Source organism: Stenotrophomonas sp. STEN029, from assembly GCF_056760015.1.
Genome location: NZ_JBRREC010000062.1, coordinates 15233 through 29404, shown reverse-complemented (window position 1 = coordinate 29404; position 14172 = coordinate 15233). Strand labels below are relative to the sequence as shown.

12 protein-coding genes are annotated in these 14172 nt (G+C 64.9%); 7 read left to right on the top strand and 5 right to left on the bottom strand.

The features are described from left to right. Window positions 1-287 precede the first annotated feature (287 nt). The 4 genes from ACVOLI_RS13850 to ACVOLI_RS13835 all read left to right on the top strand — a co-directional run bounded on the left by ACVOLI_RS13850 (window position 288) and on the right by ACVOLI_RS13835 (window position 4924). Entirely contained in the window at window positions 288-911 is a 624-nt protein-coding gene (locus ACVOLI_RS13850) for an RluA family pseudouridine synthase (protein ID WP_481614858.1), read from the top strand. A gap of 361 nt (window positions 912-1272) precedes the next feature. Next, the gene (gene prpE, locus ACVOLI_RS13845) at window positions 1273-3153 is read left to right on the top strand and encodes a propionate--CoA ligase (RefSeq protein ID WP_481614857.1); all 1881 of its coding nucleotides are present in this window, start codon (window positions 1273-1275) and stop codon (window positions 3151-3153) included. Between the two features lie 141 nt (window positions 3154-3294). Beyond that, window positions 3295-3774: a hypothetical protein gene (locus ACVOLI_RS13840; RefSeq protein WP_481614856.1), complete on the top strand. Its 480-nt coding sequence runs from the start codon at window positions 3295-3297 to the stop codon at window positions 3772-3774. A gap of 88 nt (window positions 3775-3862) precedes the next feature. Continuing rightward, a complete protein-coding gene (locus tag ACVOLI_RS13835; protein ID WP_481614855.1) occupies window positions 3863-4924 on the top strand; it encodes a suppressor of fused domain protein in 1062 nt (353 codons plus the stop codon). A gap of 36 nt (window positions 4925-4960) precedes the next feature. Here ACVOLI_RS13835 and ACVOLI_RS13830 read toward each other — a convergent pair whose 3' ends face one another. Next, window positions 4961-6433, bottom strand: a complete 1473-nt coding sequence (locus tag ACVOLI_RS13830) for a sensor histidine kinase (RefSeq protein ID WP_481614854.1) — start codon at window positions 6431-6433, stop codon at window positions 4961-4963. After that, window positions 6430-7149: a response regulator transcription factor gene (locus ACVOLI_RS13825; RefSeq protein ID WP_481614853.1), complete on the bottom strand. Its 720-nt coding sequence runs from the start codon at window positions 7147-7149 to the stop codon at window positions 6430-6432. The genes ACVOLI_RS13830 and ACVOLI_RS13825 overlap by 4 nt, the downstream gene beginning before the upstream one ends. A 143-nt stretch (window positions 7150-7292) precedes the next feature. On the opposite strand from ACVOLI_RS13825, the gene msrB reads away from it, so the two are divergent. The 3 genes from msrB to msrA are packed head-to-tail and all read left to right on the top strand — an operon-like array spanning window position 7293 to window position 10344. After that, window positions 7293-7796, top strand: a complete 504-nt coding sequence (msrB, locus tag ACVOLI_RS13820; RefSeq protein WP_481614852.1) for a peptide-methionine (R)-S-oxide reductase MsrB — start codon at window positions 7293-7295, stop codon at window positions 7794-7796. 33 nt (window positions 7797-7829) lie between these two features. Further along, window positions 7830-9584 carry a cytochrome c biogenesis protein DipZ gene (locus ACVOLI_RS13815; protein ID WP_481614851.1) on the top strand — a complete coding sequence of 585 codons (1755 nt, stop codon included), beginning with the start codon at window positions 7830-7832 and terminating at the stop codon, window positions 9582-9584. 16 nt (window positions 9585-9600) lie between these two features. After that, window positions 9601-10344 (top strand): peptide-methionine (S)-S-oxide reductase MsrA, encoded by a 744-nt coding sequence (gene msrA / locus ACVOLI_RS13810; RefSeq protein ID WP_481614850.1) that lies wholly within the window; start codon window positions 9601-9603, stop codon window positions 10342-10344. A 68-nt stretch (window positions 10345-10412) separates the two neighbouring features. Here the strand turns inward: msrA and ACVOLI_RS13805 are convergent, their stop codons facing one another. From ACVOLI_RS13805 to ACVOLI_RS13795, 3 genes are all read right to left on the bottom strand, one after another. Next, window positions 10413-11042 (bottom strand): glutathione S-transferase N-terminal domain-containing protein, encoded by a 630-nt coding sequence (locus ACVOLI_RS13805; RefSeq protein ID WP_481614849.1) that lies wholly within the window; start codon window positions 11040-11042, stop codon window positions 10413-10415. 103 nt (window positions 11043-11145) lie between these two features. Further along, window positions 11146-11604 carry a cell wall hydrolase gene (locus ACVOLI_RS13800; RefSeq protein WP_057629626.1) on the bottom strand — a complete coding sequence of 153 codons (459 nt, stop codon included), beginning with the start codon at window positions 11602-11604 and terminating at the stop codon, window positions 11146-11148. 519 nt (window positions 11605-12123) lie between these two features. Next, entirely contained in the window at window positions 12124-14154 is a 2031-nt protein-coding gene (locus ACVOLI_RS13795) for an oxidoreductase (protein WP_481614848.1), read from the bottom strand. Window positions 14155-14172: the final 18 nt, after the last annotated feature.

The following is a 14172-nucleotide window of genomic DNA, read 5'->3' as shown; positions in this document are numbered from 1 at the left end:
TTTTTTTTTTGTGGGGGGGGGGGGCGCCCCCCCGCGCGGGCGGGCCGCGGCCCCCGGCGGCCCCCCCCCCCCCGCCCCCCCCCCCCCACTACAGGGCTGCGGCCTATACCGAGCATGGCTCGGCACTACAGGGCTGCGGCCTATACCGAGCATGGCTCGGCACTACGCTCCCTCCCTTTCGCGGAGTGAAGGGGAGGGTTGGGGAGGGGTAAGCTCTTTGCCGGATTGACGGTCTATCGGTAAGGCCTCTGCCGAGCATGGCTCGGCACTACATTTTTCTCTTGGATATGACTGACAAGATTGCTTTGCACTACATCGACGAGGCGTTGCTGGTCGCGGAGAAACCGGCTGGGCTGTTGTCCGTGCCCGGTCGCCTGCCGGAAAACCAGGACTGCGTTGTGGCGCGTCTGCAACTGGACCATCCGGATGCATTGACCGTGCACCGTCTGGATCAGGTCACTTCTGGATTGATGTTGTACGCGCGCGGCAAGGCGATGCAGATTGCCTTGTCCAAGCAGTTTGAACAGCGCCAGGTCAGCAAGCGCTATGAAGCGCTGGTGCAGGGTCTGGTCGAGGCTGAATCCGGCGAAATTGATCTGCCGTTGATCTGCGATTGGCCGAACCGGCCGAAGCAGATGGTGAGCTTTGAACTGGGCAAGCCGTCGTTGACGCGTTGGCGGGTATTGGCGCGTGATGCCGCTGCGCAGACCACGCGGGTAGAGCTGGAGCCGGTGACCGGGCGCAGCCATCAGCTGCGCTTGCATCTGGCAAGCATCGGGCATCCGATCGTGGGTGACGTGATGTACGACGCGCTTCCTGCGCTGCGGGTATGCCTGCATGCGCGGCGCTTGGGGTTTGTGCATCCGCTGAGTGGGGAGATGTTGGAGTTTGTTTCGGAGTGTCCTTTCTAAGGCGGAGGCTACTCTTGCTAGAAGCTTCCCCTCACCCCAACCCCCGCGCTGCGCCCCGGCCCTCGCGCTGGCGCGAGGTCGTTCAAGGAGCAGCGAACCGGTGGTTCGCAAGCTGCTCCTTTCACCCCGCATGCGGGAGAGGGGCTAGCAATGCGTCGGTTGTTAGTGCACTAGCCCCTCTCCCGTTTACGGGAGAGGGGTTGGGGTGAGGGCAAGCTTTCAGCTCAAAACTCTCAACCCCGGCCCTTGGTCCTCAATTTCCCGCCCCCGAGCCTTTGGTCTTAAGACCATCGTCGCAAGGAGTCCGGGCCATCCTCCGGACTATGCTCGGCACATAGCCAGGGAGTTGCCGGAGGGTTTCGTGCAGTACGAGCAGATCTACCGCCGTTCCATAGAAGAGCCGGAAGCTTTCTGGGCTGAAGAAGCCAAGGCGATCCACTGGCATCGTCCCCCGCAGCAGATCCTGGACTACTCCAATCCTCCATTCCGGCGCTGGTTTGTCGGTGGCGAAACCAACCTCTGCTACAACGCGGTTGATCGGCACCTGGCCGAGCGCGCCGACCAACTCGCGCTGGTCGCCATCTCCACCGAAACCAACATCACCCGCGAACTCACTTACCGCGACCTCCATCGCGAAGTGAATGCCTTCGCCGCGGTACTGCTCAAGCTCGATGTCGGCCGCGGCGATCGCGTCGTCATCTACATGCCGAACATGGCCGAGGCGGTGTTCGCGATGCTGGCATGCGCGCGCATCGGTGCGGTGCACTCGGTCGTCTTCGGTGGTTTCGCCGCGCACAACCTGGCGCTGCGTATCGACGATGCAAAGCCAAAATTGCTGATCGCTGCCGATGCCGGCATGCGCGGTGGCAAGGTCATTCCGTACAAGGCGATGGTCGATGCCGCCTGTGCTGAAGCCACTACGCCGCCACCCAAGGTATTGATTGTCTCGCGCGGTCTGGATGCAGCAGAGCCGCGCATCGCTGGCCGCGACGAGGACTATGCGCAGCTGCGTGTGCAGGTTGGTGATGTCGAGGTGCCGGTGCAATGGCTGGAGTCCAACGAGCCCAGCTATCTGCTGTACACCTCCGGTACCACCGGCAAGCCCAAGGGCGTGCAACGCGATGTCGGCGGCTATGCGGTGGCGATGGCGCAGTCGATGCGCACGGTGTTTGATTGCGCGCCGGGCCAGGTGATGTTCTCCACCTCCGATGTCGGTTGGGCGGTTGGGCATTCGTATAACGTCTATGGTCCCTTGATCGGCGGTTGCACTTCGTTGCTGTACGAAGGCCTGCCGATCAATCCGGATGCAGGCATCTGGTGGGCGCTGTGCGAACAGTACGGTGTGCGCACGATGTTCTCTTCGCCGACCGCGATCCGCGTGCTGAAGAAACACGATGTCGATTTCATCGATCGCCATGACCTGTCCGAGCTGAAGTACCTGTTCCTGGCCGGTGAGCCGCTGGATGAGCCGACCGCGAAGTGGATCACCGGCGCGCTGCATAAGCCGGTCATCGACAATTACTGGCAGACCGAAACCGGCTGGCCGGCCTTGACCTTGTTGCCGGGGCTGGAAATGAAGCCAGTCAAGTTCGGTTCGCCGGGCTTGCCGAATCTGGGCTACAAAATGAAGGTCATCGACGAGCAGAGCGGTGCCGAAGTGCCGCCCGGGCAGAAGGGCGTGCTGGTCATCCAGCCGCCGTTGCCGCCGGGCTGCATGAGCACGATCTGGAACGATGACGAGCGTTTCCTGAAAAGCTACTTCGGTCACTTCAAGGAGCTGCTGTACAGCTCGCTGGACTGGGCCATCCGCGATGAGGACGGCTATACCTTCATCCTTGGTCGCACCGATGACGTGATCAATGTGGCCGGGCACCGGCTGGGCACGCGCGAGATCGAGGAAGCCATCTCCGCCCATCCGCGGGTGGCCGAGGCGGCGGTGATCGGGGTGCATGACGAACTGAAGGGGCAGGTGCCGCTGGTCTTCGTCACCTTGAAGCAGGCCAAGCCCGGCGATGATGGCGAGCAGTTGGCTGCGGAAATGGTGCAACAGGTCACCCATTCGCTGGGCGCGGTGGCGCGGCCGGCGCAGGTACATATCGTCAATGCGCTTCCCAAGACCCGTTCGGGTAAGCTGCTGAGGCGTTCATTGCAGGCATTGGCGGAACGGCGTGACCCGGGCGATCTGTCGACACTCGACGACCCGGGCGCACTGGAGGAAATCCGCCGCGCGCTGGGGAAATAGCGCGCAACCAGGCCGCAAGGCTGCGGTGCCGCGGTGATCGCAAGGGGGCGGTACACGGGCAGATGTTGGGTATTTCCGGGAGCGGGGGATCCTGGAAGATGCGCACGTACCGTATTGCGATGCACAAAAGAGGGAGGGGGAATGGCATTCATCTATGCCAAGACGGCCGCTGGCCGCCTGGAGATCGAGAACCGTGGCCTGAAGTTGGCGCCGGCATTGCGTTCGGTGCTGTTGCTGGTTGATGGGCAGCGCGATGAGCGTGAGCTGCAGCAGATGGCACAAGGCCTGCGCGCGCCGGAAGACGTATTGCAGCAGCTGAGCGCGCTGGAGCTGATCGACGCGGTTGCCGGCAGTGCCGACAAGGCACCGGTGCTGCCAGTGACCACCCAGCTCGGCGACGATCCGCTGCGCTACCAGCAGCTGCGCGACTGGATGGCCGAATCGGTGCGCAAGCACCTGGGGCTGAAGGGCTATCTGATCCAGCTGAAGATCGATCGCAGCAAGACCGCGGTCAGCCTGGAGCAGTTGTGGCCGGAACTGGCGGCGGCACTGGGCAAGGCCAAGAGCCCGGCATTTGCCAGCCGCTGGTTGGAAGAAACGCGCGCGCTGGTTGTTGGCTGACTTATCAGCTGGGGCCTGCCTGTAGCTGCGGGCCGCTGCGATGCAAGGGCACTATCATGGTGGCAGGTTCATCATGGGAGTGCCCTGCATGGCACAGGAAAACAGCGGCGAGATCAGCACAGCGGGCTGGGATGCGATCAACGCGGCAATGGCCACGCTATACCCGGGGCAGGAGCCGCGGCATTTCGGCACGCTGCTGTCGCATACGCTGGGCGGCAACGATCCGCTGGACGGCATCAGCGTCTATTGGAGCGAGTCGCCGCGTCCGCATTGGCACTACGTCAGCTACGGATTTTCCGAGCTGTACGACAAGCAGAGCGATGACCCGCTGGAAAGCGGCTTTGGTTTCGAATTGACGTTCCGTCTTGCTGCACAGGCAGGTGACGGCAAACGCGGCGAGCCGCCGGCGTGGCCGATGAACCTGATGCAGAACCTTGCGCGCTACGTCTTCAACAGCGGCAATGTATTCGAGGCCGGGCATCATCTCGATGCCAACGGGCCTATCGCCTTGGATACCGATACCAGGCTGCGGCACCTTGCCTTCGCCGCCGATCCGCAGCTGCCGGCGATCGATACCGCCAACGGCCGTCTGACCTTCCTGCAACTGGTGGGGGTGACCGACGAGGAGATGGCGGCGATCAAGCGCTGGTCAACGCAGGGCGTATTGGCGGTGCTGGAGCCGGCAATGCCGCTATGGATCACCGAACTTGAGCGCGCTTCGCTGTTGGATGATTCCGCCATTGCCGCACAGCTGGAAGCGGGCAGCCAGCGCGAAGGATCGAGCACCGGCATGTTGTTCGTGGAAACGCTGGATTGGACAGTCGAAGACGCAACCACCACGTTGGTGCTGGGAGCGGGGCAGGTCGCCAGTGTGCTCGAGCTGCTGCCGTTGCGGCTGCATCACGACAAGCCGCTGGTGGTGCTTGGAAAGGACAGCCAGTGGCGGTTTGAGCCGGGCCTGGTTGACGACGTACAGAGTGATGGCGACAGCGCGCGCTGTGTGCTGTCCGATGCAAGCCTGCAAGCGATGCTGGACAGCGTGCGTGCCGAACGCGGTCTGTATCCGCTGCCAGGTGGCAAGCTGCAGATCGAAGTAAGGCCGACCTTGCTGCGTGATGGGCAAGGTGGCGTGATCCGCGAGATCGGTTGATCCTGCAGCCGCTGCGGCATTCATTGCGCAGCGGCGTCAGCGGTGACGTGCCGCAGGCAAGGAGAATTCGAAGGCCGCACCTTCGTCGCTGTCGAGCAGGCGGATCTGGCGATGGTGCAGCTGCAGGATGCGGTGCACGATCAACAAGCCCAGGCCACCACTGTCCGGTCGCTGGCTGCCCAGCGCCGGTAGCGTGCTGAACAGTTGATCGCGGCGTGCTGCGGGAATGCCTGGGCCGGTATCGGACACACTGACCTGTACATCGCCATCGCGTGCGCGCAACGCCACCGTGATGCGGCCGCCAGCCGGTGTATGCCGGATCGCGTTGTCCAGCAGGTTGGTCAGCACCCGCTCGATCAGGCCGAGGTCGGCTTCCACCGGCGGCAGGCCGGCGGGAATCACTGCTGCAAGCCGCTGCTGGCGTGACTGCGCGGCCAGTTCGAATTTCTGGAAGACGTCCTGGACCAGATCCGGCAGCGAGAACGCCTGCAGCTCCAGCACCACACCGCCGTGTTCCAGTCGTGCAAGTTCGAACAAGGCCTGTGCAAGCCGACCAACCTTGTGGCTCTGCGACAGGGCGATGCCCAGGTAGCGCTGTCTCTCCTCGGCGCTGAGGCTGGCGTCCTTGAGGGCGAGGGTTTCCAGATAGCCGTGCAACGACGACAGCGGCGTGCGCAGGTCATGCGACAGGTTGGCGACCAGTTCGCGACGCTGCAGGTCCTGCTGCCGCAGCTGCTGCCATTGCTCGCTGACGCGTTGGCTGAGATGGGCAAAGCTGTGTTGCAGGATGCTCAGCTCGTCGCGCTCACCGGCACGCAGCGGCGTCGGCGGCAGGGGCAGGCGCGGGTCGGCGCTGTCCACGTCGAAGGATTGGATGCGACGGGTAAGCTGGCGTAGCGGCCGGGTCACCCAGCGGAACGCGATCAGTCCAGCCAGCAGCCCGATCACCGCGACGATCGCCAGCGACCATAGCGTGGTGCGCAGATTGCTATTGGCAGCGATGTCAGCAGCCAGTGCTTCACGTTGCTCGCCGACCAGCACCACATAGATGTAGCCGACCTGGCGGCCCTGCACCCACAGCGGTGCGGCATTGAACACTTTGCGGCCGCTGCTGCTGCGCGGGTCGTCGCCGAAGATCGGCAGTTTTTCGCCGTTGAGCAGTGCCTGCACCGGTGCCAGGTCAATGCGGTCCCGCTTGAGGTGGCCTTCCGGCGCGTCATGGCCAAGGATGCGGCCCTCGTCATCGAGCAGATAGACCTCGACGCTGGGATTGACCGACATCAGCTTGCCGAACAGGGCACGCACTTCGCCATCGCGGATGCCGCGTGCATCCATCAACTCGCCGCTGCGGGCGATGTGCTCGGCCAGGCCGCGTGACAGGCGCTGCACGGTTTCCTGCTCGTGCATGTGGTTGCTGCGCATCTGTATCCAGGCCAGCGCGCCGCAGCAGATCAACAGCAACGCGCAGAACACCAGCGTCAGGCGCTGCGAAAGCGTCAGCCGGTTCATGCCGTGCTCCCGTCGTCGCTCGCCAGTTTGTAGCCACGTCCCCATACCGTGAGAATGCGCTTGGGCGCTGCCGGGTCGTGCTCGATCTTGTTGCGCAGGCGGTTGATGTGGGTGTTGACGGTGTGTTCGTAGCCATCATGCTGATGGCCCCAGACCTGGTTGAGCAGCTCCATCCGCGAATACACCTGGTCGGGATGACGGGCGAAGAAATACAGCAGGTCGAACTCGCGCGGGGTGAGTTCCAGCGGGCGTCCTTCAACCAACGCGGTGCGTGCGACCGGGTCGATGCGCAGGCCGGCAACTTCGATCGCGCCAGCATCGATGCGTGCGTTCTGCGCCATCGCTTCGACCCGCCGCAACAAGGCCTTGACCCGCGCTACCAGCTCCAGCATCGAGAACGGTTTGGCCAGGTAGTCGTCGGCACCCAGTTCCAGACCGAGGATGCGGTGCAGTTCGCTGGCGCGCGCGCTGGTGATGATGATCGGCGTGTAGCGCGTCATTGCGCGGGCGCGACGGCAGATTTCCAGGCCGTCCACGCCAGGCAGCATAAGGTCCAGCACCAGCGCATCCCATTGCCCGCTTTCCAGCAGGCGCACGCCTTCATCACCGCTGGCCGCATGGGTGACGTCATAGCCTTCGTCACGCAGGTGCATACGCAGCAGGTTGGCGATGTGGACATCGTCTTCGACGATCAGGATGCGTTTGCTGCTGCTCATCGACGCCTGCGGCCGTTGGGGGATGGCTGGCATTGTGCTTGGACCGGCGCGCGGATGTGTCACGAAGAATTTAACTCTGCGTGAGGATTCCTTGACCTGCCCGGGCGCAGCATTGCCACATCGTCCCTGGCTGGAGAACGTCCATGTCGCTCACCCGTCGCAAGCTGCTCGGTATCGGTGGCATGGCCGCCGCTGCTGGCGTGCTGGGCCTGACTGCCTGCAACGGTCCGGCACCGGCAGCACCCGCGCGCGGCGCCGTGTTTGAGGTGATGCGCAGCGACGCCCAATGGCGCCAGCAGCTCAGCCCCGCGCAGTACACGGTGCTGCGCCAGCAGGGCACCGAGCGGGCCTTCAGCAGCCCGCTCAACAAGGAGCACCGGCGTGGCACCTTCAACTGTGCGGGCTGCGCGCTGCCGCTGTTCTCCTCGGCCACCAAGTTCGACAGCGGTACCGGCTGGCCCAGCTTCTGGGCACCGCTGCATGGCGCGGTAGGCGAGGACCGCGATACCTCCTACGGCATGACCCGGGTGGCGGTGCATTGCCGGCGCTGTGGTGGCCATCTGGGCCATGTCTTCGAAGACGGCCCGCGCCCGACCGGGCTGCGTTACTGCATGAACGGCGTGGCCCTGCAATTCGTCGCGGCCTGAGCGCCGCCTCCCTCATTCAAGAAGGACGTTTCCATGTTCCTGTTGGTCCTGGCCTATCTCGGCGGTGTACTCACCCTGCTCAGCCCCTGCATCCTGCCGGTGCTGCCGTTTGTGTTCGCACGTGCGGACCGGCCGTTCCTGCGTAGTGGGTTGCCACTGCTGGTCGGCATGGCGTTGATGTTCGCGGTGGTCGCCAGCCTGGCGGCGGTGGGCAGTCAATGGGTGGCGCAGGCCAACCAGATCGGGCGCTGGATCGCGCTGGTGGTGATGGCGCTGTTTGCCGTGGCCCTGCTGTGGCCGGCGTTGGCAGACCGGCTGCTGGCGCCGCTGCAGCGTCTGGGCGTACGCCTGGGCGCAGCCGCCGATGCCGGGCAGGGCGGAGTGCTGAGTTCGCTGCTGATCGGTGTTGCCACCGGCTTGCTGTGGGCACCCTGCGCTGGGCCGATCCTTGGCCTGATCCTGACTGGCGCAGCGCTGCAGGGGGCAAATGTCGGCACGACCGGCTTGCTGCTGGCCTATGCGCTGGGTGCGGCGACCTCGCTGGCCTTGGCGGTGTGGATAGGCGGGCGTGTGTTCACCGCCTTGAAGCAACGGCTGGGCGTAGGCGAATGGATCCGTCGCGGTCTGGGTATTGCGGCCTTGCTGGCGGTGCTGGCAATTGCGATGGGGTGGGACACCGGCCTGCTGACGCGGTTGTCCACGGTCAGCACGGCCAGGTTGGAACAGAAGCTGCTGGATGCACTGCCTGCGCAACAACCCGCTGCAGGCCCGGCGATGATGATGATGGCCGGCGATGCCAAGCGCGATGCCAGCCTGCCGGTGGAAGGCGAGCTGCCGTCGCTGGCTGGTGCCACCGGCTGGTTGAACAGCCCGCCGCTGGATGCGCAACAGCTGCGCGGCAAGGTGGTGCTGGTCGATTTCTGGACCTATTCCTGCATCAACTGTCTGCGTGCCATGCCCTATGTGCGCGAGTGGGCCGAGCGCTACAAGGATCATGGGCTGGTGGTGATCGGCGTGCATGCGCCTGAGTTCGCCTTCGAGCGTGACCTGGGCAATGTGCAGCGCGCGGTGACGGATCTGAAGGTCACTTACCCGGTCGCCATCGACAATGACTTCGCGATCTGGCGCGGATTCAACAACAGGTACTGGCCGGCGCATTACTTCATCGACGCGCAGGGACGCATCCGCGCCCATCATTTCGGCGAGGGCAACTACGCACAGTCCGAGCAGATCATCCGTCAGCTGCTGCGCGAGGCCGGCAACAGCTTGCCGGGCGACACGGCACCGCCAATGCGCATGGCAAGCAACGGCGTCGAGCGGCAGGCGGACATGAGCAGCTTGAAGTCGCCGGAAACCTACATCGGCCATGGCCGCGCCGAGCACTTCGCCTCGCCGGGTGGCATGCACGCCGGGCAGGTCGCCGCGTACGCCGTGCCGATGCAGCTGCAGCTCAATCACTGGGCGCTGGGCGGGCAGTGGCGCATTGGCGAGGAAGATGCGCAGCTGGAACAGGCGGGCGGGCGGATTGCGTTCCGCTTCCATGCGCGTGACCTGCATCTGGTGCTGGCGCCGCAGGACCCGGCGCGGCCGGTGCGCTTCCGCGTGCGTATTGATGGTCAGGCACCGGACGCCGCAGCTGGCAGCGACGTATCCGCGCAGGGCGAGGGCACGGTGGACCAGAACCGCCTGTACCAATTGATCCGCCAGAACGGCGACGTGCGCGAACGCACATTCGAAATCGAGTTCCTCGATCCGGGCGTGCGCGCCTATGCCTTCACTTTCGGTTGAATGGAGGAGACACGTGATGAGAATCGCCACGGACAAACTGGTCGCCGGCGGCATCGCGGCGATGGTTGCAGGATTGCTGCTGGTTGCGGTGTTCAGCATGGATCGTTCGGTGCAGGCCGCGCCGGTAGCGCCGGTGTCGATCAGGCTGCCAGCACCGACTGGTGCAGCTGACCTGCAGCAAGCCGGCGTCAAACAGGCGAAGGTGGTGTTTGCCGGCGGCTGCTTCTGGGGCGTGCAGGGCGTGTTCCAGCACATCACCGGCGTGGACAACGCGGTTTCCGGCTACATCGGTGGCAGCGCTGCCGATGCCACGTACGCGCGGGTGAGCAGTGGCGGCAGTGGTCATGCCGAGGCCGTGCAGGTCAGCTACGACCCTTCGCAGGTCAGCTACGGGCAGCTGCTGCAGGTGTTCTTCTCGGTGGTGCACGATCCGACCCAGCTCAACCGGCAGGGGCCGGACCATGGCAGCCAGTACCGTTCGGCCATCTATGCCGATGATGCCGCGCAACGTGATGCGGCGCGCGCCTATATCGCGCAACTGCAGCGCAGCAAGCTGTTCGCTGCGCCACTGGTCACCCAGGTTGATGGTAGCAAGGTGTTTCATGCGGCCGAGGGTTATCACCAGAATTACCTGACCCTGCATCCGGAGGCGGCCTACATCCGCATCAATGATCTGCCCAAGGTCGCCGCGTTGAAGCAGCAGTATCCGGCGCTGTACCGCGAACGGCCGCGGCTGGTGATGAGCTTGTCGGCGCGATAGCAGCGAGGGAAGCCACAAACGCAATGGGCCGCCGGTCATGCAACCGGCGGCCCGTGTATGTTCAGCGCTTATGCCTTGGACCAGCTCAGGCCTTCAGCCTTGAGCGCGGCCTGCACGGCCGGATCGGCCAGCATGCGCTGCTCGAAGCGGTCCAGTGCGTCCATGCCGGTCAGGTCGAGCTTCAGGCCACGTGCCCAGCGCAGGGTCACGTAGGTGTAGGCATCGGCGATCGAGGCGCGTGGGGTGCCGCCCAGCCAGTCGACCTCGGCCAGGCGATCATTGATGCGCTGGTACAGGGCCGTCAGCTTCTGGCGCGAGTTTTCCTGGGTACGGGCGATGACCGCCTCGTCTTCCAGGTACTTGGTCGAGCCGAAGATCGGGTAGTAGGTCGGGTGCAGGTCGGCGTTGACGAAGGACAGCCAGCGGTTGACCTCGGCGCGCGTACGCGGGTCGCTGCCGCCTTCCAGGCCGGCAGCCGGGGCCTTGTCACAGATGTAGTGCAGGATGGCCGCGTTCTGGGTCAGGATCCAGCCGCCGTCTTCCAGCATCGGCACGGCGCCGGCCGGGTTCATCTTCAGGTACTCGGGCGACTTCATCGTGGCGTAATCCACGATCTGCAGCTCGAACGGCAGGCCCGACCAGAGCAGTGCGATATGGTCGGCCAGCGAACAGGCGCCGGGCTTGGTATAGAGCTTCATCAAGGCTACCTCGGGAGTTGAAAGACCCGGGCATTATCGCCACAAGCGCGTAACGCAGTGTGTCCATGATTGGCACAGACAGTGCGTTACGCGTTCAGCTGGCTCAGGAAGCGCGCGGCTTCAGTGACTGCACCTTGTAGAAGGTATGCCCGCCGATGGTGGCCACCTGGTAGGCATTGCGCCAGCTCGGGCTGGCGATGGCGTGGGCGGCGAAGTGGCTGGCGCCGGGCACGATCTCCTTGCGCTGGCCATTGGGCAGGGCCCAGTTGCGCTCGGCGGCAAAGGCCACGTCCACGGCTTCAGCCCAGGCATCGTTGTTGCGCAGCTGGGTGCCGGGGGCGACCAGGGTCGGGGCGAACTGCTTGCGCGCGGTCACCACCTGGCACATCGAGTCACCCCACAGACCACTGTCCAGCCGCCGCAGGGCGACTTCGGCCACGGCCTGCTGGCCGCGGAGGGTCTGGTCGCGGGCTTCCAGATAGACGGTGGTGCTCAAGCACAACGAATCGGCTGCTGGCTGCGGCAACATCTGCGACAACCAAAGAATCCAAGCCAGTTTCATAAATCTCCTTGCTCCGTATGGGCCGCAGCCTGCCTGCCCCCAATCGGGAACCGGACAGCAACGACTTGGCGTTATGGGGAGGCGGCCGTGGCATCGGGGCCGCCCCGTGGGCAGCCCTCAATCAGATTGGGGAGGGCTGCGCCTGCTCACCGGAACTGGTGGGTGAGCGGAAGTTGGCGCAAGGTAGGGGGGCAATCCAAAACTCATCCTGAACGGTGTTTGTTGACATTCAGGTTTGTTGCAGGGGTTGTTTTTGCCTCGGGTACGCGCATTCAGGTTTTTGCGGGCACAGCGGCGGGGTGATTCAGGGTCACGTCGGTCCGCTGCTCAACGCCGAAATAAGTGAGATTTGCATCGCACTTTAGGCGGCTTGCTGCATCGAACGCGTCGCCGGGGGAAGCGCCGCGCTTCCGTGATCGGGTGCGTTGATATCGATGAGGGCGTTGAGCGAATCGTCCCGGGTGCGCCTGCGCTTAACCGGGCTACGACGGTGCTGTCCTAAATCGGACGGGGGTTGTCTCAAAGTGCCGCGGCGAGACGACTGCCCTGATCGATTGCCCGCTTGGCGTCGAGTTCTGCAGCGACATCCGCGCCGCCGATGACATGGACGCTGCGGCCGGTGGCCTGCAGGGCGTCAGCCAGCTCGCGGCGTGGTTCCTGACCGGCGCAGATCACCACGGTGCCGACGTCGAGCAACTGTTCCTGCCCGTCCACGCGGATGCGCAGGCCGCTGTCGTCCACACCCAGGTACTCGACGCCGCCGAGCATCTTCACGCCCTTGGCCTTGAGCGTGGCGCGGTGGATCCAGCCGGTGGTCTTGCCGAGCTTGGCACCGGGCTTGCCGGGGCTGCGCTGCAGCAGCCAGGCCTTGCGGGCTGGCGCTTCCGGTTGCGGCCTGGCCAGCGCGCCACGGCTCTCGAAACGGGTATCCACACCCCATTCGGCCATCCAGCGGGCCGGGTCCAAGGCCGGTGACGGGCCTTCATGCACGAGGAACTCACCGACGTCGAAACCGATGCCACCGGCGCCGATGATGGCCACCTTGTCGGCGGCCTTGACCCGGCCCAGCAGCACATCCAGATAGCTGACCACCATTGGATGGTCGGCACCCGGGAAGTCGACCTTGCGCGGGCTGATGCCGGTGGCGACCACCACTTCGTCAAAGTCACTGAGTGCCTCGGCATCGGCGCGGGTGTTCAAGCGCACATCGACCCCGGTTTCGGCCAGCTGATGGCGGAAGTAGCGCAGGGTCTCGTGGAACTCCTCCTTGCCGGGGATGCGCTTGGCCACGTTGAACTGGCCGCCGATCTCGTCGGCTGCATCAAACAGGGTCACCTTGTGCCCGCGGCTGGCGGCGACGGTGGCGCAGGCCAGGCCGGCCGGACCGGCGCCGACCACGGCAACGCGCTTGGGTGCGCTGGTCGGCAGGTAGACCAGCTCGGTTTCGTGCGCTGCACGCGGGTTGACCAGGCAGCTGGCGCGCTTCTGCTGGAACACATGGTCCAGGCAGGCCTGGTTGCAGGCGATGCAGGTATTGATGGCCTCGGGCTTGCCGACCTTGGCCTTGGCCGGCCATTGCGGGTCAGCCAACAGCGGCCGCGCCAGCGACACCATGTCGGCACCACCGCTGGCGAGGATGCCTTCGGCCACGTCCGGCATGTTGATGCGGTTGGTGGCGATCAGTGGAATGCCGACATGCGGCTTGAGCTTGGCGGTGACACCCGCAAACGCCGCGCGCGGGACCGAGGTAGCAATGGTCGGAATGCGCGCCTCGTGCCAGCCGATGCCGGAGTTGAGCAGGGTCGCACCGGCCGCTTCGATGGCCTTGGCCTGCTGCACGATCTCCTGCCAGTTGCTGCCGTCCTCGACCAGGTCCACCAGTGACAGCCGGTAGATGATGATGAAGTCCGGGCCACAGGCCTCGCGGATGCGGCGCACGATCTCCACCGCAAAGCGCATGCGCCTTGCCGGGTCGCCGCCCCAGGCGTCGTTGCGGCCATTGGTGCGCGGGGCGATGAACTCGTTGATCAGGTAGCCTTCCGAGCCCATCACCTCAACGCCGTCATAACCGGCATCGCGTGCGTATTTGGCGGCGCGGGCGTAGTCGGCGATATGCCGCTCAACGCCGCCGGCCGACAGCGCGCGCGGGGTGAACGGGTTGATCGGCGCCTTGCGCTTGGACGGAGCCACCTGCAAGGGGTGATAACCGTAGCGGCCGGCATGCAGCAGCTGCAGGCAGATCTTGGCACCGTGGCCGTGGACTGCCGCGGTTACCTGGCGATGGCGGCTGACTTCCCAGGGCCAGGACAGCTTGCTGCCGAACGGCGTCAGCCAGCCAACCACGTTGGGCGCGAAGCCACCGGTGACCAGCAGCGCCGCGCCGCCGGCCGCGCGCTCGCCAAAGTAGGCGGCCAGCTTCGGGAAGTCGCGGGCGTGATCCTCCAGCCCGGTATGCATCGAGCCCATCAGGATGCGATTGCGCAGCTGGGTGAAGCCCAGCTCCAGCGGGGCGAACAGATGCGGATAGGCGGTGTCGTTGGCTGGCGTCATGCTGGATACGCTTGCGTA

Coding starts and splice junctions, on each gene's coding strand:
- ACVOLI_RS13850 (WP_481614858.1), top strand. CDS start 288: ATGACTGACAAGATTGCTTTGCACTACATCGACGAGGCGTTGCTGGTC.
- ACVOLI_RS13840 (WP_481614856.1), top strand. CDS start 3,295: ATGGCATTCATCTATGCCAAGACGGCCGCTGGCCGCCTGGAGATCGAG.
- ACVOLI_RS13835 (WP_481614855.1), top strand. CDS start 3,863: ATGGCACAGGAAAACAGCGGCGAGATCAGCACAGCGGGCTGGGATGCG.
- ACVOLI_RS13830 (WP_481614854.1), bottom strand. CDS start 6,433: ATGAACCGGCTGACGCTTTCGCAGCGCCTGACGCTGGTGTTCTGCGCG.
- ACVOLI_RS13825 (WP_481614853.1), bottom strand. CDS start 7,149: ATGAGCAGCAGCAAACGCATCCTGATCGTCGAAGACGATGTCCACATC.
- msrB (WP_481614852.1), top strand. CDS start 7,293: ATGTCGCTCACCCGTCGCAAGCTGCTCGGTATCGGTGGCATGGCCGCC.
- ACVOLI_RS13815 (WP_481614851.1), top strand. CDS start 7,830: ATGTTCCTGTTGGTCCTGGCCTATCTCGGCGGTGTACTCACCCTGCTC.
- msrA (WP_481614850.1), top strand. CDS start 9,601: ATGAGAATCGCCACGGACAAACTGGTCGCCGGCGGCATCGCGGCGATG.
- ACVOLI_RS13805 (WP_481614849.1), bottom strand. CDS start 11,042: ATGAAGCTCTATACCAAGCCCGGCGCCTGTTCGCTGGCCGACCATATC.
- ACVOLI_RS13800 (WP_057629626.1), bottom strand. CDS start 11,604: ATGAAACTGGCTTGGATTCTTTGGTTGTCGCAGATGTTGCCGCAGCCA.
- ACVOLI_RS13795 (WP_481614848.1), bottom strand. CDS start 14,154: ATGACGCCAGCCAACGACACCGCCTATCCGCATCTGTTCGCCCCGCTG.